Origin of the sequence: Nocardiopsis sp. NPDC006832, from assembly GCF_040635885.1 — a bacterium.
Lineage (GTDB): Bacteria > Actinomycetota > Actinomycetes > Streptosporangiales > Streptosporangiaceae > Nocardiopsis.
Window position 1 is genome coordinate 19,853 of record NZ_JBEYLC010000011.1, and the last position, 24,266, is coordinate 44,118.

A 24,266-nucleotide genomic window follows, 5' to 3' on the forward strand; every position below is an offset into this window, starting at 1 on the left:
GCACCACTTCGCGCACATCCACCGAAAAGCCGAGCACCCGCCGGCTCGCCTCATACCTTCGGCCGACGCCCGAAGGGGAGCCGGCGACCTAGCCTTGGACACCATGAACCGTGCCACCCTCACGAACGGGCTGTTCGCCTTCTTCGAGCGCAAGTCCCGCTCCCTGTCGCGGTTGATCGCGGCGGGGCTGGTGGTCGCGTTGCTCGTGGTCTCCCTGCACGACCTTCGCACCATCCTCGACTCCAGGATGATCGAGAACTGGGTCGGGCCACCGCACTCATCGATGGACTTCGTACCTTGGGCCTCCGGGGCCGTGTGCGCGCTGGTGGTCGCCCTGGCGGTGTGGCCCCGGGTCGGCCGGTGGGCCACCATGGCCGCCGGGGTGACCGTACCCACGGTGGTGCTGGTCGCCTCGGTGTTGTTGTGGCCGTCGCCCATGGGCATGTTCGGGTACCCCATCTACGGGGCGGAGACACTCGGTCTCCTGATCGTGCTGTCCCTGGTGGCCCTGCGCTGTCACCCCTGGCAGATCCTGCCGGTCTCGGTCCTGTGCTTCTTCGCGGCTCTGTCCGACTACCTGCGCGAACCCATCATTCTCGAACCGACCGTCGCGTTGTTGATGGTGCTGGTGGGGTTGGCACCCGGTGCGTACCTGCGCTGGCGGACGATGGAACGGCAGGCCCGGGTACACCGGGTCCGGGCCGAGGAACGGCTGGCGATCGCCCGGGACCTGCACGACGTGGTGGCGCACGAGGTCACCGGGATCGTGGTGCGGGTCCAGGCGCTGCGGCACGTGGCCGACCGTAGGCCGGAGCTGGTCGGCGAGGCCCTGCCGGAGATCGAGGAGGCGGGTACTCGGGCGCTGGAGTCGATGCGCGGTATGGTCTCGCGGCTGCGCGGCCCGGAGGATGCCCCCTTGACGTCCGATCCGGTCGACGGACTGTGGGCACTCGCCGCCCCCGCCGAACACGGGCGACCGGAGGTGTCGGTGCGGTTGGCGGGTCCGATGGCGGAACTACCCCCGGAGGTCGGCACCGCGGCCTGGCGGATCGCTCAGGAGTCGGTGACGAACGCGCTGCGCCACGCGCGCGGGGCGTCCCGGGTGGACATCGACGTGCGGGCCGACACCGACGCGATGACGCTCCGGGTGGTGGACGACGGCCGGGGCGGGGCCCGAGGCTCCGGCCCCGCCGGGGGCGGTCACGGTCTGGTCGGGATGGGAGAACGGGCCCGGGTGCTCGGCGGGGAGTTGTCCGCCGGCCCGAGCGGACAGGGATGGATGGTGTCGGCGACGATCCCGATACCGGAGAGAGGAACACGTTGACGATTCGGGTGCTGCTCGCCGACGACCAGAGCATGGTGCGGACGGGTTTTCGCTACATGCTCGACGCCGAGGACGACATCGCGGTGGTGGGCGAGGCCGGGGACGGAGTGGAGGCGGTCCGCCTGGCCGGGGAACTCCGGCCGGACGTGGTCCTCATGGACATCCGAATGCCCGGGATCGACGGGTTGGAGGCCACCCGTCGGCTTGCCGGGCCGGGGCTCGACGACCCGGTGAAGGTGGTCGTGGTGACCACCTTCGACCTGGATGAATACGTGCACGCCGCGTTGACCGGCGGCGCCGTGGGCTTCCTACTCAAGGACGCGGGGCCGGCGTTGCTGATCGAGTCGGTGCGGGCCGCGGCGCGCGGCGACGCCCTGGTGTCGCCACGGATCACCGTGCGACTGCTGCGGCACTTCACTCGGCCGACGGCACGGAGGGCCGAACCCGACCCGGGAGGGTTGACCGCCCGCGAACTGGACATCGTGCGCGAGGTGGCGCGTGGTCTCACCAACACCGAGGTCGCCGCGGAACTGTACGTCACCGTGAGCACGGTCAAGACCCACCTGGCCCGGGTGCAGGAGAAGCTCGGCGCCCGCAACCGGGTGGAGATCGCCATCTGGGCGCATCGCAACGGTCTGGTCGCCTGAGTCGCCTGAACTGTCCCGCTTGACAAAAAAGTGAGCGGGTTCTGACCCTTATGACCCGTGTCGCCCCCGTACGGACTCATGTGCGGAGCGTGATGATCGTGGGGAATCGCGTTACGACGACACGTCTGCGAGGAATACCCCATGGCCACCATGCGTGCGGCCCGGTTGAACATCACCGACCGGACCCTGAAGGTCACCGACGTCCCCAAACCGGTACCTGGTCGAGGACAGGTGCTGATCCGGGTGAGGGCCGCGGGGATCTGCCCGTCCGACGTACACCTGGTCGAGGGCGATCTGTCCCCGCTCTACCTTCGGGGGGATACCGTCACCCCGGGTCACGAGGTGTCCGGCGAGATCGTGGAGGTCGGCACGGAGGTCCTGGGCCACGAGGTCGGCGGCAGGGTGGCGCTCCGAACCGACGAACACGACCACCGTGGCCGGCTGCTCACCCGCGGGGTGGACTACGACGGAGGATGGGCCGAGTACGTGTTGGCCAACGAGGACACCCTCGTTCCGATCCCCGACGCCCTGCCGTTCGAACAGGGGGCGATCATCCCGGGCGCGGTGGCCACGGCCTGGGCCGCGGTCTCCGCCACCGGCGATGTGCGCGCCGCGGAGGCGGTGTGCGTGTGGGGCGCGGGCAGTCTGGGCGTCCACGCGGTCCAGCTGCTGCGGATGGTCGGCGCGGCCCCGATCATCGTCGCCGATCCCGACGAGATCGCGCGCAAGCGTTCCCTCGACCATGGCGCCGACGAAGCCCTCGATCCCACGGCCCCGGACTTCCTCACTCGGATCGGACAGCTCACCCACGGGCGCGGGCTGGACGTCGCCTTCGACTTCGCCGGGGCACCGACCGTCCGGGAACAGGCCACCCGTGTCCTGGGCGAACACGGGCGGCTCGTGCTGGTCGGACTGGCCGACAAGCCGTTGGAGGTCTCCGGCGGCACCCGCTTCGGTTACCTGCGCCAACGGATCCTGGGCCACCACGGTTCCGAGCCCGCGCACGTGGTGGAGCTGGTGGACCTGGTGCGCGCCGGACGGGTGGAGTTCTCCCGGTCCATCAGCGACACGTTCCCGCTGGAACGGGCCCCGGGCGCGGTGGAACGACTGGCCGGACGGTTCGGATCACCGGTCCGCCTGATCCTGCTGCCCTGAGCCCGCGACCTACCAGTCGCCGGTCCTGTAGTCCTTGAGGAAGCAGCCGTACAGGTCCTCGCCCAGCTCCCCGCGGACGATCGGGTCGTAGACGCGCGCCGCCCCGTCCTCCAGGTCGAGCGGAGCGTGGAACCCGGCCTCGGCGAGGCGCTCCCGGTCCGGGTGCGGGCGTTCGTCGGTGATCCATCCGGTGTCGACGCTGGTCATGAGGATGCCGTCGGACTCCAACATCTCCTCGGCGCTGGTCCGGGTGAGCTGGTTCAGCGCGGACTTGGCCATGTTGGTGTGCGGGTGCCCGGGCCCCTTGTAACCGCGACCGAACACGCCCTCCATCGCGGAAACGTTGACCACGTAGGTACGACGGGCCGGGGAGGCGGCCAGCGCAGGGCGCAGCCGGTTCACCAGGAGGAACGGGGCACTGACGTTGCACAGCTGGACTTCGAGCATCTCCACGGGGTCGATCTCCCCGGCCGTTCGGGTCCAGCTGTTGACCGGGGCCAGGTCGGGGACGAGACCGCCGGCGTCGATCGCGCCGCCCGCACGGACCCGGTCGGGGTGGGCGGCGCCGGTGGTCAGCGCCAGCGAGGTGAGCATCTCCGGGGTGAGGGTGTGCGGTGCGACGCGGGCGATGTCCGTCTCCCCGGCGCCCTCCAGGGCTTGTGGGCGCACACCGCCGAGCACCAGGGGTTCGGGCAGGCCGTCGCCGGTGAGCGGTCGGGCCTCCGCGGCGATGAGCGGCGCGTAGGAGTCGGGCGAGCGCCGTACGGTCTGCGCGGCGTTGTTGATGAGGATGTCCAGGTGCCCGCGCCCGCTCACCGAGTCGGCCAACCGCAGGACCTGGCCGGGGTCACGCAGGTCGATCCCGACGACGTCGAGCCGGTGCAGCCACCGGTCGCTGTCGGGCATCGCGGCGAAGCGGCGCACGGCGTCGTTGGGGAAGCGCGTGGTGATGGTGGTGTGGGCACCGTCGCGCAGCAACCGCAGCGCGATGTACATGCCGATCTTGGCGCGGCCGCCGGTCAGCAGGGCGCGGCGACCGGTGAGATCGGTCCGGGCGTTGCGGCGTTCTCGATTGAAGGCCGCGCACTCCGGACACAGCTGGTGGTAGAAGGCGTCGACCTCGCGGTACTTCTGCTTGCACACGTAACAGGGGCGGGCCTTGCGCAGCACCCCGGCGAGTGCTCCGGTGCTGCCGCTGGTGAGCGCGCGACCGTTGGTCTCGTCGTCGATTCGGTCCGGCGCCGCGGTGGCCGTGGCGGCCATGACGGAGCTGTCGTGGAGCTTCTCGGCGGCTCGACGCTCCTTGCGGCGGCGTTCCTTGACGGCCTTGAAGAGACCGGAGGTGGCCCGTTGCAGGGTGAGCGAGTCCTCGTGGTCAGGGGGCAGGGTCTCGGCCTTCGCGAGGACCTCCAGGCACCTCCGAAGCTCCTCCGGGTCGATCCCGTCGGCCGTCACCCTGGTCATCGTCTCCGTCATCACCACACCCGCCGCTGTTCCTGGTGCCCGCTTGGCCGGGCCAACAGGAACCTTATGCGCAGATTCGGACCGGGGCGCCCGGCTCCTCCGACCACCTGATTCGTATTCGCCCCCGTGAGAGGCGACCATGAGGGACCATGGGGGAGTCAGCGTCGACACGTGCGGCACGAAAGGTGTCCGCCAACGAGGGAGGAACCATGTCCCGGCCCGTTTCCGGACCGAGTACGGCGGAGCGCGAATTCGTGGTGCTGCTGGACGAGGAGCACCGCCCCACCGGTTCGGCGGACAAGGCCGTGGTGCACACCGAGGACACCCCTCTGCACCTGGCGTTCTCCAGCTACATCTTCGGCCCGGACGGCCGGGTGCTCTTCACCCGTCGCGCGCTGGGCAAGACCACCTGGCCGGGGGTGTGGACCAACAGCTGCTGTGGCCACCCGGCCCCGGAGGAGTCGATTCCGGACGCGATCCGCCGCAGGGCGCGACAGGAACTGGGGATCGGGTTGACCGAGATCACCGACGCCCTGCCGGACTTCCGATACCGGGCGATCTCGGCCGAGGGCATCGTGGAGAACGAGTTCTGCCCGGTGTTCTGGGCGCGCACCGAGGACGAGCCCGCCCCGAACCCCGACGAGGTGGCCGAATACGCGTGGGCGGACTGGGAGGGCGTGGTCGCCCTCGCCGAAGGCGCCCCCTGGGCGATCAGTCCGTGGGCCGTCGAACAGATCCCGCGCTTGAACGCGGTACGGAGGGGTTGACGCCCGCCTTCAGTCCTCCCAGGTGGGGTCGTAGAGGGGGTGGCCCCGGTAGACGGCGGCGAGGTACTTCACCGCGAGCCGCCAGGCCAGCAGTTCCGACCAGGGATCGCCCTTGACCTTCACGGCCGTTCCGGACGCGTCCAGGATGCGCATGCTCGCGGCGTGCGCCTCGGTGTAGCCCTGGACGATCTTGCGTTTGGCCGCGACTTCGGCCAGGGCTCTCTCCCGACCGCGCGAACCCACGGGCACGGCTTTGGACGCGCGTTCGTCCTCATCGAGACGTTCCTTCAGGAACTCGACGATGGTCAACGGCCAACTCCTCCTCTGTCCCCCAATTCGCTACATAAGGTTCAGTATCTGCCATAAGGCCCATTCGGGCCACCCCGGTAGACCCCCGTCGACCGATGTTCCCCGAGTGCTCTTCCCGGCTCGAAGCGCCTTAGTCACAACCCTCGAATTGGGGGACGCTGCGGACCACTTCGAGGCCGGTCTCGCCGAACCACTTGTCGAGCAGTTCGGACGCCGTCTCGTCCTGGTACATCTCCCCGACCGCCTTGTTCACGGCCTCGCAGGCGGCCACGTCGCCATAGGGCAACCCGACCCCGTACTTCTCGTCGGTGAAGGGATTGTTGACCAATCGGAACCCGTCCGGGTTCTCGGCGAGGTAGCCGGCGAGAATCAGATTGTCGGTGGACACCGCGTCCACCTCACCCTCGGCGAGACGCTCTATGCAGGCGCTGTAACTCTCCGCCTCCTGTAGTTCGGACACGTCGATCCCGAGTCCGTCGGTGATCCGCCGCGCCGAGTTGGAGCCCTCCCCCTGGCAGACGCTGCGCCCCTCCAGGTCACGGACCCCGGACACCTCGCTCTCGTCGGCGTGCACCAGGATGTCCTGCTTGGCCACGTAGTACGGACCGCCGAAGATCACCTCGGTCTTGCGGCCCGGAGTGATGGAGTAGGTCGCCACGACCATGTCCACCTCGCCACTGATCAGCTTGTCCTCGCGTTCGGCCGAGGTGACCCCGACCAGCTCCACGTCGGTGACACCCAAACGTTCGGCGATCTCGTGGGCCACGTCCACGTCGAACCCGACCAGCTCCCCCTCCACGTCCAGGCCCAACCCGGGCTGGTCGGCCTTGACCCCGATGGTCAACGACTCCGCGTCCACCAGGGACTCCCGTCCCTCCGCCGAGCAGGCGGGCGAAACCAGCGTCGCCGTGGCGAGCAGGGCCGCCACGGACCACGCGCGACGACGTCCGAACCACATGTGCGTGTTCACCTCGATCCGACTGTTCATCCCGAACAGTCCCTCAGCGGTACTCGGCGAGCCGGGGACGGACCCCGATCACCACCAGGGTCAACAGGATCAGCGCACCGACCGGAAGACCCCAGGTCCACGGTGCGAGCGCCGTGTTGCCCCGTTCGATGCCGTCGGCGAACTCCTCCTGGTGCAGGTCGATCAGTCCGTCCAGGGCGTCCATGTAGGCGGGGAAGACCCCGTCCTCGGTGTGGGAGACCCCCATCCGGACGTCGATCGCGGTCTCTCGGTCGCCCTCCCCCACGGCGGCGCGCAGGCTCTGGTCCTCGACCTGCAGGTCGTTGTAGGCCGTCAGCACCTCGGCGAGCGCGTCCTCGTGTCCCGGAAGCAGCGCGTCCCGGGCGTCCTCCCCCAGGTAGCCCAACGTTCCGGGGTCCTCGGGGTCGGAGCCGTCCGATCCGGGCAGGTTCGGGAACGCCTCAGGTACCTCGGCGACCTGCGCGTAGTAGTCGTCCAGGGTGCTCGCCGGGCGGAACAGCACCTGCTGGGATCGTTCCAGGTAGACCTGCTGGTAGTTGTCGGCGAACGAGTCGTCGATCAGGTATCGGCTCTGGTCGGCCTGCATGTCCGTGGTGATGGCGCCCGCTCGCGCCAACGCCATCGCGGCGTCCAACCCCTCGTCCTTGGCCTCTCCCTGGTGGCCGCCGCTGCTGTTGAGCGCGAGCGTGACCCCGACGGTCAGGACGACGGTGCCGACGGTCGCGGCCAGGAGCGGGGCGTTGAACCGACGGCGGAACCGCACCCGCAGGTACAGCTGAAGGGCGATGAGGGAGGCGACGGTGGCCACCCCGACTCCTCCGACCCACACCAGCCCCAGCGCGACCGAGGACTGTCCCTCCTCGTGGTTGGCGCGCACGATCGCCGAGGAGTCCAGTCCCAGGTTGAACGCCTTGGGCAGGAGTTCGGTGTGCATCAGCCGTGTTGCCTGCCGATAGCTTCGCAGGGCCTCGGGGTCGACCTCCCCCGGCGGGGCTTCGGCCTCGTCGTTGAGCAGCCGGGCCTGCGCGGCCAACTGTTCGTAGGCACCGATCCCGTCCAGGACCGCCTGGACGTTGTACTCCTCGACCGTCTGCTCATCGGTCGGCTCGCTCGACTCGGTCAACGAGGCCGCGTGGAGCAGGGCCCGACCGGCCTGGGTCCGGCTGGTCTCATAACCGTTCTCGGCCTCCGCACGCCCCGACCCGAGGTCGTGGTCGGTACCCATGAGGAGGATGTCGGTGACCCGGGCGTCCATGTCGGCCAGGGCCAGGTACAGCTCGGTGGTGGCCATGGCCTGGGGGCCGGCGTCCCGGCCCAGGACGTCGAGTCCGTCTCGGGCCTGGCCGAGGGTGACGGTCGCGGACCCGAACAGGCCCGCGATGGTCGCCACGCACAGCAGGGACAGCATCCACACCCGGGCCGGGGTGGTGCCCAAGGTCGATCGGATCCTCGGCCCCCAGGAGCGCGACCGTGGTGTGGGGCGCTCCCTCCCGGGTGACGAGGCGACCGCCGTTCCTTTGGGGCGCGGCGCACCGGGTGCCGGGCCGCCGGGGGTCCGTGGCGGTGGTCCCGGCGGTAGGGAGGGGGCTCCCGGCTCGGGTCGCCCTGCCACTTGTTCGGGGTTCGGGGGCATCAACGGGGTTCACCCCTTCTGGAGGAGGATGGAGGTCCACGCGCCGACGTAGATCCGGTCGCTGTCGTTCAGGGGGACCTCCACGTTGCGCGCTATGGGGTTGGCGGTCCCGTTGATCGTGGTCCCGTTGGTCGAGCCCGGGTCCACCAACGACCAGGTGTCGCCGGGGCGGGCCAACAGAACCGCGTGGATGTGGGAGATGGCGGGGTCTCCCCCGGGCCCGCCCAGGTCGATCTCGGGGAAGAACTCGCGCGAGCGACTCCCCCGACCGATGTGCACGCGATCGCCCTTGAGGGTCACCCGACGTTGCCTTTGGCCGGTGGGGAAGTCGATCCGGTCGGGATCGAGCATCCCCTGGTCGACCATGTACTGGTAGTAGGCCGGATCGGCGGCGACGATCGCCCGCCAGCGCACTCCCCTCGACGCGCTCCCAGGATCCGACATCCGGCGTTGGTGGCTGCCGGACTGTGACGCGAAGTCGTAGCCGCACTCCTCGCAGAAACGACCGGCCCGGGACGTGCCGCACTCCGGGCAGGGGCCACCGCGTTGCGCCGGTACGGGTCTGGGCGGTGGTGGAGGTGGCGGGTCGGGGGCGGGGGTGGGGGGTCGGGGCGGTTCCGGACGACGCCGTCCGGAGGCGACCCGTGTGGCGGACCACGCTTGGAGTCGCAGCCCGCAGATGTCGCAGAAGTCGTCGGCCGTGGAGTGGTGCCCTGAAGGGCAACTCGGCATGGGTCCCTCCTACCCGGGTCCGGGGGCACCGCCGGTTCCCGGCCCGTGCTGGCGGGGGCGGGTCCGTACGGTCCGGGTCGAGTTGGTGTCGAGGGTCATCTCGTCGATCTTGTCGACGCCGGGCTTGAGTCGGACGGTTCCGGTGACCGGGTCGATCACGTCGACGACCCGGTCGAGCAGCCTCGCCGTCTCCTCGTCGCCCGACTCGTGTGCGAGCGCGACGGCCCGACCCAATCGTGTGGTGGCGGTGGCCTCGTCGCCCCCTCGACGGGCCGTGAGCCCGTCCTGGATCGCCCGGGCCAGTTCCACCTGACCCGTGTAGTGGGCCACCCGGGGGTTGATCTCGGTGGCCCTGGCCTCGTCCGGTGTCCACTCGGCGAGGATGTTCCCCGAGGCCAGGACCTCGTCCCGGTCCGGGGTCCGGCCGGGCATCACCACGCGCACCCATCCGGCGCGCAGTTGTCGTCCGGGGTCGCCCGCGGGCACCTCGACGCACACGTGGTAGTCGCGGCCCTCGGTGCCCCAGGACCCGGTCGGGTAGTCGTTGGCCTGCGGTACCCGTTGGACGGCGCGGCCGGTGAGGTCCTGGACCGTGGGCGCGACCTGTTTGACGAAACGCACCACGGAGTTCTGCGGGGCCCACAGGCGCAACGCCACGTCGGCCACGGTCTTGCCCATGGACGCCTGGGCCATGGCCCGGAAGTCGGCGGTCATGTCGGCGGGGTCGGCGATGATGCCGGGGCCGCCGCCCAGGAGCGCCGCGTCGACGCGGCGCAGTTCCTCGACCTTCCAGTCGGTGCCGACCCCGCGACAGTCGCAGACGAACCTGCCCGCGATCCGTCGGAGCACCTCCTCGAAGACATCGGACATCTCGTTGTTCTGACCGTCGGTGAGAAGGATGGCGTGCTTGATGCCCTCGCCACCGGATTCGAACAACTCCGCGGCCTTGAGCAGCCAGGCGCCCATCCGGGTGCCGCCGTCGGCGCGCAACCGGCCCACGGCTTCCAGGGCCTGCGCGCGGGTCCGGTCGTCCACCTCGGCCAACCGATCGGCGGCGGGGTAGATCATCTCGGCCTCGCGGTGTCCGGCGACGATCGCGAAGCGCACACCCTCGCGCAGGGTCTCGATCGCCGCGCGGGCCGCCTGCTTGGCCGCGTTGATCTTCTCGCCGTACATGGACCCGGAGGTGTCGATGATGATCACCTCGGAGGCGCGTACCGAGGTCCCCACCAGGACGGGGCTGTGGGAGGTCACGCTCACCACGGCGTGCACCTCCGTACCGCCCAGCGGCAGGTAGGGGTTCTGGTCCACCTGGATCCGGAACTCGGGCCCCCCGGCCCGGTCAGACGTGTTCGGCACGGCGACCCCCTGTGGGTACGGGTATGACGACGACGGTGATGTTGTCCTTACCGCCGGCTCTCAGCGCCAGCCCGACGTAGGTTCTGGCCGCTTCCAAGGGCGCGGTGCCGGTGCCCGGTACGGCGTCGGCCAGGGCCTCGGCCTCCGGGTAGTAGTTCCACAGGCCGTCGCTGCACAGCACGACGGCGCCGGGTCCGGTGGGGGTCACGGTGGAGATGTGCGCGTCGATCTCGCCGGAGTCCGCGCCCATCCAGGCGATGAGCGCGTGGGCGTTGGCCGAGCGCATGGCCTCCTCCCGGGTCAGCGCGCCCATCTGCACCATCGCCTCGCTCCAGGAGTCGTCCCTGGTGAGCAGGGTGGAGGTACTGGAGGTGGGCCCACCGGAGAGCCAGTAGGCACGGCTGTCGCCGACCCACCCGACGGTCACCGCCCCCGTCTTCGGGCAGGTCACGGCCGACACGAAGGTGCAGGCGGGCGCGAATTCGGGTGATTCGGCGATGGCCGCGACGGCCCGGGCGGCCTGGGTCATCGCCTCCCCGGTGGCCTCACGGGGGTCTGCGCCCTGGCGCAGACGTTCGGCGAGCACGGTCGCGCCCGTCTCCGCGGTGACCCTGGAGGCCTCGTCCGAGCGGGGCGAGCTGGACACTCCGTCGCAGACCACCGCGACGACGGCGCCCGCCGCGTGCGGGGCGTCGTCCTCGATCACCCGGATGGCCATGGCGTCCTCGTTGCGCTTGTGGCGCAGCCCGCGATCGCTGACCCCGAAGACCGTCCCGGCGCGTACCTCGACGTGGTCGCGGCCGGTGGGCTGGAGGAATCCGCACTTCTCGCAGTAGCCGTCCACCACCCGCCCGGGGCACCACACGCACTGGCCGGGGTCGGCGGCCACGACCGGTTCACCGCCGGGGGTGGGAGGGCGCCACTCGGGGGCCACCTTCGGCGAGACCGGTGCCGGACCGGTCCGCGGGATCACCGCGTCGCGGCGGATGGGTTGCGTGGCCTGCGCGTCGACCTCGTCCACGTCGGTGCCCGGGGAGACCCCGGCCATGCTCTCCTGGGGCGCGGTCGGTACCGAGTCGGGTGCCGTGGCCTCCGGGTTCGGCACGGGGGTGTGCGCCTCCACGGGCAGGTTCCGGCCGCAACCCTCACAGAAGGCGTCGCTCGTCGACACCGTTTCGGCGCAGGTGGGGCAGGTCCGGACCATCGTCATCGCCGTTCCTTCTATCCTCACAGCAGGGTCACGGGACGTAGGGAGTTCGCCTTGTCGATGAGCTCGTAACGCTCCATGACGTGACCGGTCCGTTGGGCCAGGGACCGGTAGCGGCGTTCCAGGTTGGCGCGCACCCCGTCCTCGGTGAGCTCGTCTTCGAGAAGTAGGCTCCCCCGTGGTGGGGCCCCGCCGCCCCGGAGCCATTCCAGGGCGGACTCCAGGACCCGTACGGCCAGTCGGTCGACGGACTCGCTGTCCAGACCGATCCGGCCGAGCCTCTCCCCCGCCCTGACCAGGCCCATGCCGTCGCCGGTGCCCCCGGCCAGCACGGAGATCAGCGCGGTCTGGGCGTGGACGTACATGCTGGACAGTTCGGGGACGGTGTCCAGCACCTCGATGGCGCCGGTCCGGTCGTCCTGGGCGAGCCGGATCCTGGCCAGGCCGAACGCGGCGCTCACGTAGGAGTGGTCGGTGGTCCACACCGTGGCGTACCGGCGGGCGGCGACGTCGTGTTCACCGGTGCGCTCGCAGGCCAGGGCGAGCCCGAGCTTGGGCGCGGCCTCCCCGGGCAGGTGGGCGTACAGCTCGGCGAAGTGGTCTCGGGCCTCGTGGAACCGGCCGGTGCTCAGCTCGGCGACCGCGAGGTACCACATGGTGCGCCAGTCACCGGGGACCGCGAGGCTGAACCGTTCCAGTACGTCCAGCGACTCCTTGTAGCGGCCGACCGTCATCAGCGACCGGGACAGCATGAGCAGGGTCTCCGGCGAGGGTGCCCTGGCCGACCGCAGGATCGGGATGAGTTCGTTCGGGGCCATGCCCACGTGGTTGCGCAGGTGTTGGGCCGCGGGGTCGAGCTGGTCGATGAGCGGTGAGGGCAACAGCGCCGCGGCCTCGATGGGGCCGGGCGGGGACAGCATCCGGTCGGCGTCGTGTGCGCCGGACTCGGGCAGCCCGGTGAAGGTCTCTCCGCCGAAGAGCGCGGAGGCCGCCGGGTGGGGCGTCCCCTCGATCTCCGCGAGCACCTCGCGCAACACACCGGTGAGCTGGTCGGCCATGTCACCGGCGTCGTGGAAGCGCGCCTCCGGGTCGTGGTGGGTCGCCCTGCGCAGTAAGCGGTCGTAGGACTCGAACCTCCGCAGCAACGGCACCTCGTGCCGGGGCGGAAGGTCGTGCGGGTGTTTGCGGATGAAGCCGAAGTGGAAGCTGAGCACCGCCAGGGCCCGCCCCACCGAGTACAGGTCGGCGCTGACACTGGGGCCGGGGCCGCGCAGCTCTTCCTCGGGAACCCGGTACCCGGGTGTGGTGTAGACGGGGCTGAGTCCGTCGTCCATGCGTCGGACGCCGCCCAGGTCGATGAGCTTGATCTGCTCCTCGCTCTGGATGACGTTGTCCGGTTTGAAGTCGCAGTACAGCAGCCCCTTGGAGTGCAGGTAGCCGAGGGCCCTCAGGCACTCCAGCCCGTAGGCGATGACCTGTTCCAGGGGCAGGACGTCCTCGCTCGTCCCCTGCTCCCGGCGCTCGATGAGCAGCTCCCGCAGCGACTTGCCGCCCACGTACTCCATGACGATGTGGCCGCCGGGGATCCCGGTGCGCGGGTCGGGATGCTGAGAGAAGTTGATGATCTTGACGATGTTGGGGTGCTCGACCTCGGAGAGGAAGGCGCGTTCGGCCGCGGCCGCCTTGTGCGCCTCGGCGTCACCCGCGTTGAGCAGGCCCTTCAGCACCACCCAGCGGTTGTTGACGTTGCGGTCCCTGGCCAGGTAGATCCAGCCCAGCCCGCCGTGGGCCAGACAGCCGAGCACCTCGTACTGGTCGCCGACCACCTCGCGTTCGACCAGTTTGGGGGTGAAGGAGAACTGGGTGCCGCACTGGCGGCAGAAACCCTCGGTGCGGCCCGGTTGGTCGCCTCTGGTCCGACCGACCCTCTCCGAGCAGTTGCCGCAGAAGCGGTTCTTCTCCGACACGACCGGGGCGGTCATGATCGCCTCGGAGGGGTCCTTCGCCGGCACCAGCGGCACCTGGACCATGCCCAACCCGAGCATGCCGCGTCGGGAGCCGGCGCTGGAGGTGCGTCCGCTGCGCGAACCACCGCTGGAACCCGAGATGCTGCCCGGGCCGGAGCGCCCCGAGATGCGGACGTTGCCGGAGCTGATCGGGTGTGAGTGGACGGCCCCCTCGATGTCCGCGGGGCTCCCGCCCGAGGGGCCGTTCCACGGGGGAACGGAGGGCCCCGGTCCCGGGGTGCGGGTGGTCGGCGCGTCCATGGGCGCCAGACCGCACACACCGCAGAAGCCGTCCTCGATCAGCCCCGAGCAGCCGGGGGAGGCGCACTCGTTCATCTGTTCACACCGCCGTCCTGGGTTCCGACCGAGGGGGTCTCGGTCCCCACGAGTTCCTGAAGCGCCCTCTGGTAGGCGGACAGCGCCACCGTGGCGGCCCGCAGGTCGCAGGGGGCCTTCCACAACTCCCAGTGCGCACGCCCATGGGGTTCGACAAGTCGTTCGTGTTCGGCCAGGCCCAGGCGCACCGCCCGGGCGCGGAAGGCGTCCAGGCGCCCTCTCAGTTCGGCCCTGCGTTGGAGGAGGCCGCCGAGGTTGCGTTCCCGGTCGCGCGCGTCGTCCCCGGACTCGTGCACGGAGCGCTGTAGTTCCCCCAGGCGCGCGCCCAGGGCCCGCCACCGTCGCCGGGACCGCAGTTCGTCCATCTCGGCGATGGCCGCGCGCAGCTCCGGGACCGGGTCGGGGACGTCGATGGCCGCCGGGGAGGAGATCTTCGCGACCACACGGACACGCAGGTCACGGGAGCGCAGCACCACCTTCTCGACGTCGTCGATGGCCGAATCGAGCCGGCTCACGCTCTCGTCGTAGGCGTCGCGCATGCGCAGGGCGTCCCGGAGTTCACCCCGGGTCCGGTCCAGGATCGAACGCATACGGTCCAGGTCGAGGGTGTCCACGCCACCGTCGGCGACCAGCGACAACGGGTCGCGGCGCACGGTGTTCCCGACCCGTTCCAGTTCGGCGCGCAGGTCCTCGTACTCGTCGTCGGGAACCTCGACCATGTCCGCGAGCGTGCCGACCTCCCGCCACATCGCGTCGAGTTCGTCGAGCCGCGGGTGGAGGGCGTCCCAGGCGGTCTCCACCGCGGAGACGACCTCCGTGATCGCCTCGTAGTCGGCGGTCATCCGGGCGATGGCCTCGGCCAGGGTGATGTTCTCGGTGCCCGGGTCGAGCAGGCCGCGTTCGCGCAGGGGGACCTCGGCCAGGGGCAGGGTCACGGACTCGCCCATGAGCAGTCGGGTGAGCTCGGCCTGGGAGTCGGCGACTCCGGACTCGCGCAGGCGCGCGGCGTGTTCGACCACCGATTCGAAGGCGGCGTGGGTCGGCCACAACCGGTGGGCGTGTACGTCCGCGGCCTCCCAGCGACCGCGGGTCCCACCGTTCAGTTCGGCGCCACGGAGCAGGCGGTACACCGTGTGCCGGTCGAGATCGGCCAGGTTGAGGGAGATCCGATCGACCTCACCACGGACACGATTGAGCGCGTGGTCGATCCCTTCCCAGCTCATCGGCGGCATGCCGAACCCCGACGCGTGCGCCACCTGCCGAATCACCCCCACCCTGTGTATAGAAAGAGTGTGGCGGCGACCACCCCGATCCACAAGGGACTTCGCGTTATACGGCCACGTACGGCCACAACCACGGCACGGACGTCCTCACGAGCATCACAGCGGCCGACTCGCCGCGTCCGTTTCGAGGGTCTCCAGGACGAAACGGGCACGATCGACGACCGACGCGCGGGGCAACAGAACCGTCTCGTACCCGCACGAGGGGTAACCCTCCCGCATCGCGGCGAAGGTGCGTTCGGCCTCCTCCGGCGACTGGTGTCGTTCGGTGTCCCCGGCGTAGATCTCCGGCCAGGGCGGGGCGAGGAAGACGCGGTGGTGGTAGCGGAACAGTCGGGCCGCCTCACGCACGTGTTCGGGGACGCGCCGACCCCGTTGGAGGAAGTAGCCGACCATGTCGGGCACTCCCCGGTCACAGAAGACCAGGCCCTCCCGGCCGGCCGCCTCCCGGTGCGAACGCATGTCCCACGAGAGCATCAGCTCGACGAACAGGTCCTCGTCACGCCAGGACAGGCCTGGACCACCGATCGCCCGCTGGTCGCGGATGATCGCCCGCCCGGCCTCCACGGTGCGTCCGTGGCCGAGCCCGGCGAGGTGGTCGATCAGCGTCGTCTTGCCCGAACCCGGTCCTCCTGTGACGACGACGAGGTGGTCCATGGGCACTGCCCCTTTCGATGGGTACGGACACGGCCGGTGCGCCGCCCGCGAGGACGGCGCACCGGTCGGTGTGGGGTCGGGTCCGATCAGGTCGGACCTAAGGAATCGCGGCTTCGATGAGGTCGGCCGCGTAGGGGCTACCGCTGCGCTGGAGTCGGCCGCTGATGTCGGCCAGTCGGCGCGCGACCTCGGGATCGCGGGTGAGGTCGAGCAGCGCGTCGCGCAGTACCTCGGCGGTGGCCGCCTCGGTGTCGATCCGGCGGGCCACCCCCAGTTCCTGGAGGCGGTCGGCGTTGTCGAACTGGTCCACCGCCTGCGGCACCGCGATCATCGGGGTACCGGTGTGGAGACCCTCACTAGAGCCTCCCATACCCGCGTGGGTGACGAAGGCGTCCGCCTGCCGCAGGATGTCCAGTTGCGGAACCCATCGGCGGACCTCGACGGTGTCGGGGACCTCCCCCAACACGGACGGGTCGACGTACTCACCGATCTGGAGGACGGTGCGCCACCCGGGCAGGTCGCCGAAGGCCCGCACGCATTCGCGGTAGAAGTCCGGTCGTTCCGTGTAGGCCGAACCCAGCGACACCAGGACGACCTTCTCCGCGTCGGCCGGTCGGGTCCAGGTTCCCTGGTCCGCACGCTCGCCCAGGCAGGGCCCGACGAAGGTGACCGTGTCGGCCACCGTGTCGGCGAAGGGCTGCATCTCGCGTGGGATCATCGCCAACGCCCGATCGGGTTCACCCGCGAAGCCGGCGTGGTCCAGCCCCTCCACCCCGTTCTCGACCAGCCAGGCGTCGAACTTGGCGAAGTGTTCCTCGGCCCCCGGTTGTTCGCGCAGCCAGACCATGACGGTGTCGGCGTGGTCGGCCCAGCCGACGTAGGTCGGAGACAGCTGGATGGTGGGGATCCCCCACTCGATCCCCATGACGCGGGCGGTGTACCCACCGATGTCGTAGAGGAACAGGTCGGGACGGTCCTCCTCATAGGCCTTCCGAAGCACGGGCAGGCTGTTGATGGCGTCGTCGAGGAAGATGTCCATCCCCTCGATCGGATCGTCGCTCCACTCCTCGTCCCCCGTGGGCAGGGTGGTGGTGAAGGGGACGAGCTCGGCGCCGGTGGACTCGATGAGCTCACCGATCCGACCGACGGGGTCGTTGGCGTAGGTGACGCGGTGGCCCCTACGGACCAGTTCGCGGATGATCTCCAGGCTTGGCAGGACGTGGCTCACCGCGGGGACGCCGACCATGGCGATATGGGCACGACGGGTCATGGTTCTCTCCTGAGACTGTCTACGGGTAGGACTATGAGGCGCCGGTCCTCGGAAGGGGCGGCGCGGAGGCGTCGAGGACGCGGGGTCCTACTGGTAGAACAGCTGCTGGAAGGCCATGGCCCCACTGTAGGGGACTCCCCTCCGTCCCGTCCTCCCGTTTTTCCGGGCCCGCGTGGAACTGGTCGGCGGCGCGAAGGGGCCGAGTCGGTCGTCCCCGAGAATCAGGTCGGCCGACTCGGCCCTCTCCCGGCCGGCGCGGACCGACCTGGGATCCTTCACGTTACGGAGTACCGGTGTCCTCCGGCGGGTCCTTGGGCGCGCGGTGTTTGCCCACTCGCGGGGCGGCGGTCTCGTCCTCGTACACGGAGGCCTCGGTGGCGCCGGCCGGATCACCCCGGTAACCGTCGCGGTAGCCGTCCGTGTAACCGTCGTCGAAGGCGCTGACATCGTGCTCGTCCCCCTCTGCGGTGGGGCCGTCGGCGAGCAGGTCACCGCCCTCGGGCTCCCCGGCGTGCCGCGGCCCGGACTCGTAGGTGGTGTCCCCCTCGGCGAACGCCTCATCCTCCTCCGACGAAGCGGTCGCGGTGCCCGCGCCCCTGAGCCGCAGGCCCGCGATCACCAGGGCGATCCCGAACACGATCGCGTAGACGCCGACCACGGCGACCATCGCCAACGCGCCCAGCCCGGGCCAGAGCCACAGCAGCAGACCGAAGATCACCGACAGCGCCCCGGCGAAGATCAGCAGCCACTCAGAGGTCATCTGCGCGCGCAGTCGTATCGCGGTGATGATCTCGGCGATACCGGTGACGATCGCCCATGCCCCGATGACGAAGACCAGGGCGACCACCGCGACGGTCGGCCAGATCAGGGCGGCCACACCCAGCAGGATGCCGAGCACCGACTGGATCACCAACGGAAGACGGGTGCCGGAGGCCGCCCGGAAGGCTGCGAACCCCAGAACGACCCCGTCCACCAGCGCGAAGGCACCGAAGACGAAGGCCAGGGCCACCGTGGTGACCCCGGGCCAGATGAGCGCCACCAAGCCGAAGATCACGGCGGCGGCACCGCGAACGACCACGACCCACCAGCTTCGGCTCAGCTCACCGAGCATGTCACCGGCCGACTCGTACCGGACCATAGCCGGGCCCCCTCCCTCGCGCGGCCCGCGCCGTCCGGGGCCGCTTCGTTGCCACTTCTCTCAACGTCGCATACCGATGACAGAAGGTACGCAAAGCGCAAGGAAAGGGAGGTTCTACACCGTTCCTTCTTCGTGGCGCGCACATGGGAACGCCCGCCCTCGTCGGTGACGTGGGCGGGCGGTCGAGGTGCTCTCGGGCGGGTGTCAGCCCTGGCCGGGGTATCGGCGCTCGTTCGAGCCGATGTAGTGCTGGCGCGGGCGCGCGATCCGGAAGGCCGGGTCGTGCAGCTGCTCGCGGTAGTGGGCGATCCAGCCGGGCAGGCGGCCGAGGGCGAACAACACGGTGAACATGTTGGTCGGGAAGCCCATGGTGCGGTAGATGACGCCGGTGTAGAAGTCGACGTTCGGGTACAGCTTGCGCTCGGTGAAGTACGGGTCCTGCAGCGCGGCGGCCTCAAGCTTGAGGGCGAGTGCGAAGAGCTCGTCCGGGCTGTCGTGCCGGTCCAGGATCTGGCTCGCCAGAACCTTGATCTCCTTGCTGCGCGGGTCGAAGTTCTTGTAGACCCGGTGCCCGAAGCCCATGAGACGCATCTCGCGGGCCTTGACCTTCTCCAGGAAGTCCTCGATGGAGATGCCCGAGTCGCGGATCTCCTCCAGCATCTCCAGCACGGCCTGGTTGGCACCGCCGTGGGACGGGCCGGACAGGGCGTTGATGCCGGAGGCGACGCTGGCGAAGATGTCGGCCTTGGCGGAACCGACCACGCGCACGGTGGCGGTGGAGCAGTTCAGCTCGTGGTCGGCGTGCAGCACCAGCAGCATGCCGACGGCCTTGTTGAACAGGTCGCCCAGCTCACCGGTGGGGGCCTTGTCACCGAAGGTCATCCGGATGAAGTTGTCGACGTAGTCGAGCGAGTCGTCCGGGGCGATCGGGGTCTCACCGATCGAGTTGCGGTAGATGCGGGCCGCGATCGTCGGCAGCTTGGCCAACAGCCGGATCGTGGCGAGCTCTACCTGGTTCTCGTCCTCAGGGTCCGCGCTGTCCTCGTAGTACGCGGCCAGAGTGTTCACGGCGCCGGCGATCAGTGCCATGGGGTGGCCGTTGCGGGGCATCGCGTCGATGAGCGTGCCCATGTCGGCCGGGATGTCGGCGTTGTCGCGCAGCTTGTCCGAGAACTCCTTGAGCTGTCCGGGCTCCGGAAGCTCCCCGTAGATCACGAGGTAGGCGGTCTCAAGGAAGGTGCTGTGGACGGCGAGGTCCTCGATCGGGTATCCGCGGTAACGCAGGATCCCGGCGGCCCCGTCGATGTAGGTGATCTTCGAGCTACACGAAGCGGTGTTGCCGAACCCCGGGTCCAGGGTCGTCATACCGGTCGACCCCAGCAGGGTCTTCAGCTCGATGGTGCTCTCACCCTCGGTACCGGTGAAAACCGGCAGCTTCAGCACGCCGCCCTCGTAGTGGAGCTCCACCGTGCGCTCTTTGTCATCGCTCATGCCCGAGGTCAACCTTTCCAGGCGGGGGATACGTGAGGTACGTCGAACGCAGGGCGATCCGCCGCCGCGTTCTTGATTCACTCGTTATTGTTCTGTTTTGTTAAACGCCAGTTAAGCAAAATCATATAAGTTTCACCGATTCACGAACAGGTGACATGCAACACATACCCAGACGTGCACAGAATTATCAGAGAGTGAAGATTTACAGACTTTGCCGAATGTCGTTAACAGCGTGATCGCCCTGAGACCTCTACGGGAGACGGCGGGGTTCTCCCACCCGTCTTCCGTCGGCCTCCTGGACAGGTCCCCTGGGCACTCCGAAACCCACCCGAACCGGTCCAACGGGGGTGCCCTTCACAGATCCGGACAGACCCGAACAGAACTCGGTGCGGCCAGGTGTTCGAACGCGCCCTAGTGGCCTGAGATCAGGGTACCTTCGCCCTGATCACAGGGGTTGACGCGGGGTGCCTCCGACTCGGTGATCTTGGCCTCTGTCACCGACTCCGGCGGCACCGACCACCCTCCAGGGTCTGTGTCCCTACCCCTGAAGGGGTCGGAGTATGTGCCCCGGGAACGAGACTTCACAGACAGTCCGCGGCGCCCGCTCCCGACCGGGACGAACGCCCCTCGGAGAAGCCCGCCGAGGGCCCGATACGGAAAGCCGATGGAGCCGGAACACGGGACCGAAGTCAACAAAGGGTGACCAAGATTAACCCGGGGTAAACGAAACAAACGCTCTTTGTGGGAAAAGCGGCCTCCTGTTGGAAACCGGTACTCCGGCGATCGACGGTGGTCCTAACCTTCGTCGACGCCGCCGGCCAGCAAAGGCTCCATGAACAGCGACGGGTGGTCGCGCTCGATGACCTTCAATCGCCACTTGTTGTGCACCAGCACCAACAGCTCACCATCGGAGCGGCGACGCAGCACCTCGGCCCCGGAGAGCCCGTGCAGGGTCGGCCCGGACACGGCGTCGGTGCGTCGAGCCACGGAGTACTCCAGCGGCGAGGCCTCGATGGGGCTGCGGAACTCCTGCTCCATGCGGTGCTTGACCACGTCGAACTGCAGTGGTCCGACCGCCGCCAGCACCGGGGCCTGCTCACCGCGCACGTCCGAGGTGAGCACCTGCACCACGCCCTCGGCGTCGAGCTGGGCGATCCCCCGCTGGAACTGCTTGTACTTGCTCGCGTCCAAGGCCCGCGCCACCACGAAGTGCTCCGGCGCGAAGCTGGGGATCGGCGGGTAGGACACCTTGGGACCGTCGTAGAGGGTGTCCCCCACCGCCAACGCCTGGGCGTTGACCAGGGCGATCACGTCGCCCGGGTAGGCCGTGTCGATGGTGGAGCGATCCGAACCGAAGACCGCCTGGGTGTACTTGGTGGCGAAGGGACGGCCGGTGGAAGCGTGGGTGAGCACCATGCCGCGCTCGAACCGACCCGAGCTGACCCGGACGAACGCCATCCGGTCGCGGTGGTTCTTGTCCATGTTGGCCTGCATCTTGAAGACCTGGCCGGAGAAGGGACGCTCCACCTGGCGGGGCCGATCCTGGTCGTCGACCTTGGCCGACGGCGCCGGGGCCAGGCCCACGACCGCCTCCAGCAACTGACCGACACCGAAGTTGGACAGCGCCGCGCCGAACAGCACCGGGGAGGACTCGCCCGCCATGAAGGACTCGTGGTCGAAGTCGGCGCCCAGCGCCTCCAACAACTCGATCTCCTCCTTGGCCTGGACCCAGGCGTCCTGTTCGACCTCGGCGGCCCGGTCGTCGTCCATGACCTCCTCGATGGCCTTCTGAGCACCACCGGGGGTCCGGGTCAACTTGGTGTAGGTACCCGAGGCGCGGTCGATCAGGCCACGGAAGTCACCGGCGATGCCGACCGGCCAGTTCAGCGGGGTGGGGCGCAGTCCGATGCGCTGCTCGATCTCGTCGAGGAGTTCGAGGGGTTCGCGCCCGGGCCGGTCCCACTTGTTGACGAACGTGAGGACCGGCATCTTGCGGGCCCGGCACACGTCGAAGAGCTTGAGGGTCTGCGGCTCCAGGCCCTTGGCCGAGTCCAGCAGCATGATGGCGCAGTCGACGGCGGAGAGCACCCGGTAGGTGTCCTCGGAGAAGTCTGCGTGGCCGGGGGTGTCCAACAGGTTGAGGACGTGGTCCCGGTAGTCGATGCGCAGGGCGGCCGAGGTGATGGAGATCCCGCGGTCCTGCTCCATCGACATCCAGTCGGAGGTGACGCCCTTGCGGTCGCCCTTGCCGTGCACGGCTCCGGCGGACGAGATGGCCGCGGCGTGCAGCGCCAGGGCCTCGGTGGTCGTCGACTTACCGGCGTCGGGGTGGGAGATGACCGCGAAGGTCCGCCGACGTTCCGCCTCGTGTGCGACCTCGGACCCCTGTTTGTCCGTGCCCGCCGTGTCCACGCTCATTCCCGTCGTCGCCTCGCCTCGTCTGATCTCCCGTTTTTCGGCCCCATACAGCCTATGCCCGCATGGGCGTGCCGAGGACAGCGGTCGAGGTGCCCCGGGTTCCTACCCGCGCTCTCGGACCGCCTCCGTCACCCGGCGCGCCAGTTCGGCGGGATCGGTGCCCCCCGGGTAGACGGCCACCACGATCCGGTCCCGATCGGAGGTGACCTCGCCCGGCTCCTCGAAGAGGGGGGCTGCCAGGGCGCGGACCCGTTCCATGGCCTCGTCGAACCGCCGCCACGCACCCTCGTCGTCCGGATCGCGAAGCCAGCCGCGCAGGACGTGGTTGTGCGCCGCGATGACGGCGGAGGCCACCACCTCCACCTCCAACGAGGGGCGTCCGCCGCCGGTGGCCTCGGCCAGGTGACGGCTGAAGGCCGCCTGGTAGCGGGCCGTCATGGCCACCTCCCGGTCGCGCAGCCGCGGGTGGGCGCGCACCAGTCGGTAGCGGGGCACGGTGATCTCGGGGTCGCGCACGTACCCCTGGAAGACCAGGCGCGCGGCGGCCAGCACGGAGTCCGTCGGCGACTCCGGGGAGGCCTCCATGTAGCGCACCACCGTCTCGAACAGTTCGTCGTGTTCGGCGAAGAGGACGTCCTCCTTGGAGCCGAAGCGGCGGAAGAGGCTACGTCGGCTCACCCCGGTCGCCTCGGCTATCCCCGCCATCGTGGTGGCGTCGTATCCGGCTTCGGTGAACAGGCGTACCGCCGCCAGCACCACGGCCCGGGTACCGCCACCATTGCGTTCGACCATCATCCGTCTCCTCTTCGCCGAGGACGACCCCCTTCCGGAGGATCACCGCCACCGGTCGGTGTACTTCATCGCCTCTACCCCCTACTCTGGCACTGAATGCCAGACATCGGCACCTAGTGCCAGACACCGGGGAAGATCATGAGCGACTTCGACCTTTTCAAGACCAGCGAGGAGCACGAGGAGCTGCGTGAGGCGGTGCGCTCCGTCGCGGAGGACAAGATCGCTCCGCACGCCGCCGAGGTGGACGAGAAGTCGGCCTTCCCGCAGGACGCCCTCGACGCCCTCACCGCGACGGACTTCCACGCCGCGCACATCTCCGAGGACTACGAGGGCATGGGCGCCGACGCGCTGGCGACCTGCGTCATCATCGAGGAGGTCGCCCGTGTGTGCGCCTCCTCCTCGCTGATCCCCGCGGTGAACAAGCTCGGCACCATGCCGCTGATCCTGGGTGCCTCCGAGGACGTCAAGCGTCGCTACCTGACCCCCGTGGCCCGTGGCGAGGCGATGTTCTCCTACGGCCTGTCCGAGCGCGAGGCCGGTTCCGACACCGCCTCCATGCGCACCCAGGCCACCCCCAAGGGCGACGACTGGATCCTCAACGGCCAGAAGTCGTGGATCACCAACGCCGGGGTGAGCGAGTACTACACGGTGCTCGCCGTCACCGACCCCGAGGGCAAGCGCGGCAGCAACATCTCCGCGTTCGTCGTCCACGCCGACGACGCCGGCTTCACCCTGGGCGAGCCCGAGCGCAAGCTCGGCATCAAGGGCTCCCCCACCCGCGAGCTGTTCTTCGACGACGTGCACATCCCCGGTGACCGCATCGTCGGCGCGCCGGGCGAGGGCCTCAAGATCGCGCTGCGCACCCTGGACCACACCCGCGTCACCATCGGCGCACAGGCCGTCGGCATCGCCCAGGGCGCTCTGGACCACGCCGTGGCCTACGTCAAGGAGCGCAAGCAGTTCGGCAAGTCCATCGCCGACTTCCAGGGCATCCAGTTCATGCTGGCCGACATGGCCATGAAGCTGGAGACCGCCCGCCAGATGGTCTACGTGGCCGCCGCCAAGTCCGAGCGGGGCGACGAGGACCTGCCGTTCTACGGCGCGGCCGCCAAGTGCTACGCCTCCGACGCCGCCATGGAGATCACCACCGACGCCGTGCAGCTGCTGGGCGGCGCCGGCTACGTGAAGGACTTCCCGCTGGAGCGCATGATGCGCGACGCCAAGATCACCCAGATCTACGAGGGCACCAACCAGATCCAGCGCATGGTCATGGCCCGCCAGCTCCTGAAGTAG

Annotated in this window: 20 protein-coding genes; 5 read left to right on the top strand and 15 right to left on the bottom strand. The window is 69.5% G+C overall.

The features are described from left to right. The first annotated feature begins 103 nt into the window (after positions 1 to 103). The 3 genes from ABZ717_RS07885 to ABZ717_RS07895 all read left to right on the top strand — a co-directional run bounded on the left by ABZ717_RS07885 (position 104) and on the right by ABZ717_RS07895 (position 3,126). Positions 104 to 1,324 (top strand): histidine kinase, encoded by a 1,221-nt coding sequence (locus ABZ717_RS07885; RefSeq protein WP_358507109.1) that lies wholly within the window; start codon positions 104 to 106, stop codon positions 1,322 to 1,324. Further along, positions 1,321 to 1,971, top strand: a complete 651-nt coding sequence (locus ABZ717_RS07890; protein WP_358507111.1) for a response regulator transcription factor — start codon at positions 1,321 to 1,323, stop codon at positions 1,969 to 1,971. Before ABZ717_RS07885 ends, ABZ717_RS07890 begins: the two co-directional genes overlap by 4 nt. Before the next feature lie 141 nt (positions 1,972 to 2,112). After that, a complete protein-coding gene (locus tag ABZ717_RS07895; RefSeq protein WP_067604607.1) occupies positions 2,113 to 3,126 on the top strand; it encodes a zinc-binding dehydrogenase in 1,014 nt (337 codons plus the stop codon). Positions 3,127 to 3,135: 9 nt separating this feature from the next. Here the strand turns inward: ABZ717_RS07895 and ABZ717_RS07900 are convergent, their stop codons facing one another. Then, complete coding sequence (locus ABZ717_RS07900) at positions 3,136 to 4,602, bottom strand: SDR family NAD(P)-dependent oxidoreductase (RefSeq protein ID WP_358507113.1); 1,467 nt, start codon at positions 4,600 to 4,602, stop codon at positions 3,136 to 3,138. A gap of 197 nt (positions 4,603 to 4,799) precedes the next feature. Here ABZ717_RS07900 and idi point away from each other — a divergent pair, with 197 nt between their 5' ends. After that, positions 4,800 to 5,357, top strand: coding sequence for an isopentenyl-diphosphate Delta-isomerase (gene idi, locus ABZ717_RS07905; protein ID WP_358507115.1), 558 nt, complete (start codon positions 4,800 to 4,802; stop codon positions 5,355 to 5,357). Positions 5,358 to 5,366: 9 nt separating this feature from the next. Here idi and ABZ717_RS07910 read toward each other — a convergent pair whose 3' ends face one another. The 14 genes from ABZ717_RS07910 to ABZ717_RS07975 form a co-directional block, all read right to left on the bottom strand. Further along, complete coding sequence (locus ABZ717_RS07910) at positions 5,367 to 5,666, bottom strand: DUF6221 family protein (protein ID WP_358507117.1); 300 nt, start codon at positions 5,664 to 5,666, stop codon at positions 5,367 to 5,369. Between the two features lie 130 nt (positions 5,667 to 5,796). Continuing rightward, positions 5,797 to 6,624: a glutamate ABC transporter substrate-binding protein gene (locus tag ABZ717_RS07915; protein ID WP_358507261.1), complete on the bottom strand. Its 828-nt coding sequence runs from the start codon at positions 6,622 to 6,624 to the stop codon at positions 5,797 to 5,799. A gap of 43 nt (positions 6,625 to 6,667) precedes the next feature. Next, positions 6,668 to 8,062 (bottom strand): hypothetical protein, encoded by a 1,395-nt coding sequence (locus ABZ717_RS07920; RefSeq protein WP_358507263.1) that lies wholly within the window; start codon positions 8,060 to 8,062, stop codon positions 6,668 to 6,670. Positions 8,063 to 8,296: 234 nt separating this feature from the next. Continuing rightward, positions 8,297 to 9,019: an FHA domain-containing protein gene (locus tag ABZ717_RS07925; RefSeq protein ID WP_358507118.1), complete on the bottom strand. Its 723-nt coding sequence runs from the start codon at positions 9,017 to 9,019 to the stop codon at positions 8,297 to 8,299. A gap of 9 nt (positions 9,020 to 9,028) precedes the next feature. After that, complete coding sequence (locus ABZ717_RS07930; RefSeq protein WP_358507120.1) at positions 9,029 to 10,378, bottom strand: VWA domain-containing protein; 1,350 nt, start codon at positions 10,376 to 10,378, stop codon at positions 9,029 to 9,031. Beyond that, on the bottom strand, positions 10,362 to 11,588 hold the full coding sequence (locus tag ABZ717_RS07935) for a protein phosphatase 2C domain-containing protein (RefSeq protein ID WP_358507122.1): 1,227 nt from the start codon (positions 11,586 to 11,588) through the stop codon (positions 10,362 to 10,364). The genes ABZ717_RS07930 and ABZ717_RS07935 overlap by 17 nt, the downstream gene beginning before the upstream one ends. 17 nt (positions 11,589 to 11,605) lie before the next feature. Further along, complete coding sequence (locus ABZ717_RS07940) at positions 11,606 to 13,927, bottom strand: tetratricopeptide repeat protein (protein WP_358507124.1); 2,322 nt, start codon at positions 13,925 to 13,927, stop codon at positions 11,606 to 11,608. Beyond that, positions 13,924 to 15,150 carry a hypothetical protein gene (locus ABZ717_RS07945; protein WP_358507265.1) on the bottom strand — a complete coding sequence of 409 codons (1,227 nt, stop codon included), beginning with the start codon at positions 15,148 to 15,150 and terminating at the stop codon, positions 13,924 to 13,926. Before ABZ717_RS07945 ends, ABZ717_RS07940 begins: the two co-directional genes overlap by 4 nt. Before the next feature lie 156 nt (positions 15,151 to 15,306). Continuing rightward, positions 15,307 to 15,864, bottom strand: a complete 558-nt coding sequence (locus ABZ717_RS07950) for an AAA family ATPase (RefSeq protein WP_358507126.1) — start codon at positions 15,862 to 15,864, stop codon at positions 15,307 to 15,309. A gap of 97 nt (positions 15,865 to 15,961) precedes the next feature. Further along, positions 15,962 to 17,134, bottom strand: coding sequence for a macrolide family glycosyltransferase (locus tag ABZ717_RS07955; protein ID WP_358507128.1), 1,173 nt, complete (start codon positions 17,132 to 17,134; stop codon positions 15,962 to 15,964). Between the two features lie 280 nt (positions 17,135 to 17,414). Continuing rightward, complete coding sequence (locus ABZ717_RS07960; protein ID WP_358507130.1) at positions 17,415 to 18,272, bottom strand: HdeD family acid-resistance protein; 858 nt, start codon at positions 18,270 to 18,272, stop codon at positions 17,415 to 17,417. Between the two features lie 204 nt (positions 18,273 to 18,476). Further along, positions 18,477 to 19,763: a citrate synthase gene (locus tag ABZ717_RS07965; RefSeq protein WP_358507132.1), complete on the bottom strand. Its 1,287-nt coding sequence runs from the start codon at positions 19,761 to 19,763 to the stop codon at positions 18,477 to 18,479. A 795-nt stretch (positions 19,764 to 20,558) separates the two neighbouring features. Continuing rightward, a complete protein-coding gene (locus ABZ717_RS07970) occupies positions 20,559 to 22,181 on the bottom strand; it encodes a peptide chain release factor 3 (RefSeq protein WP_358507134.1) in 1,623 nt (540 codons plus the stop codon). 102 nt (positions 22,182 to 22,283) lie between these two features. Further along, on the bottom strand, positions 22,284 to 22,976 hold the full coding sequence (locus ABZ717_RS07975) for a helix-turn-helix domain-containing protein (RefSeq protein WP_358507136.1): 693 nt from the start codon (positions 22,974 to 22,976) through the stop codon (positions 22,284 to 22,286). Positions 22,977 to 23,111: 135 nt separating this feature from the next. Here ABZ717_RS07975 and ABZ717_RS07980 point away from each other — a divergent pair, with 135 nt between their 5' ends. Beyond that, complete coding sequence (locus ABZ717_RS07980) at positions 23,112 to 24,266, top strand: acyl-CoA dehydrogenase family protein (RefSeq protein WP_358507138.1); 1,155 nt, start codon at positions 23,112 to 23,114, stop codon at positions 24,264 to 24,266.

Coding starts and splice junctions, on each gene's coding strand:
- ABZ717_RS07975 (WP_358507136.1), bottom strand. CDS start 22,976: ATGATGGTCGAACGCAATGGTGGCGGTACCCGGGCCGTGGTGCTGGCG.
- ABZ717_RS07955 (WP_358507128.1), bottom strand. CDS start 17,134: ATGACCCGTCGTGCCCATATCGCCATGGTCGGCGTCCCCGCGGTGAGC.
- ABZ717_RS07965 (WP_358507132.1), bottom strand. CDS start 19,763: ATGAGCGATGACAAAGAGCGCACGGTGGAGCTCCACTACGAGGGCGGC.
- idi (WP_358507115.1), top strand. CDS start 4,800: ATGTCCCGGCCCGTTTCCGGACCGAGTACGGCGGAGCGCGAATTCGTG.
- ABZ717_RS07885 (WP_358507109.1), top strand. CDS start 104: ATGAACCGTGCCACCCTCACGAACGGGCTGTTCGCCTTCTTCGAGCGC.
- ABZ717_RS07935 (WP_358507122.1), bottom strand. CDS start 11,588: ATGACGATGGTCCGGACCTGCCCCACCTGCGCCGAAACGGTGTCGACG.
- ABZ717_RS07925 (WP_358507118.1), bottom strand. CDS start 9,019: ATGCCGAGTTGCCCTTCAGGGCACCACTCCACGGCCGACGACTTCTGC.
- ABZ717_RS07940 (WP_358507124.1), bottom strand. CDS start 13,927: ATGAACGAGTGCGCCTCCCCCGGCTGCTCGGGGCTGATCGAGGACGGC.
- ABZ717_RS07900 (WP_358507113.1), bottom strand. CDS start 4,602: ATGACGGAGACGATGACCAGGGTGACGGCCGACGGGATCGACCCGGAG.
- ABZ717_RS07945 (WP_358507265.1), bottom strand. CDS start 15,150: ATGAGCTGGGAAGGGATCGACCACGCGCTCAATCGTGTCCGTGGTGAG.
- ABZ717_RS07980 (WP_358507138.1), top strand. CDS start 23,112: ATGAGCGACTTCGACCTTTTCAAGACCAGCGAGGAGCACGAGGAGCTG.
- ABZ717_RS07950 (WP_358507126.1), bottom strand. CDS start 15,864: ATGGACCACCTCGTCGTCGTCACAGGAGGACCGGGTTCGGGCAAGACG.
- ABZ717_RS07895 (WP_067604607.1), top strand. CDS start 2,113: ATGGCCACCATGCGTGCGGCCCGGTTGAACATCACCGACCGGACCCTG.
- ABZ717_RS07915 (WP_358507261.1), bottom strand. CDS start 6,624: ATGTGGTTCGGACGTCGTCGCGCGTGGTCCGTGGCGGCCCTGCTCGCC.
- ABZ717_RS07960 (WP_358507130.1), bottom strand. CDS start 18,272: ATGGTCCGGTACGAGTCGGCCGGTGACATGCTCGGTGAGCTGAGCCGA.
- ABZ717_RS07970 (WP_358507134.1), bottom strand. CDS start 22,181: ATGAGCGTGGACACGGCGGGCACGGACAAACAGGGGTCCGAGGTCGCA.
- ABZ717_RS07920 (WP_358507263.1), bottom strand. CDS start 8,062: ATGCTGTCCCTGCTGTGCGTGGCGACCATCGCGGGCCTGTTCGGGTCC.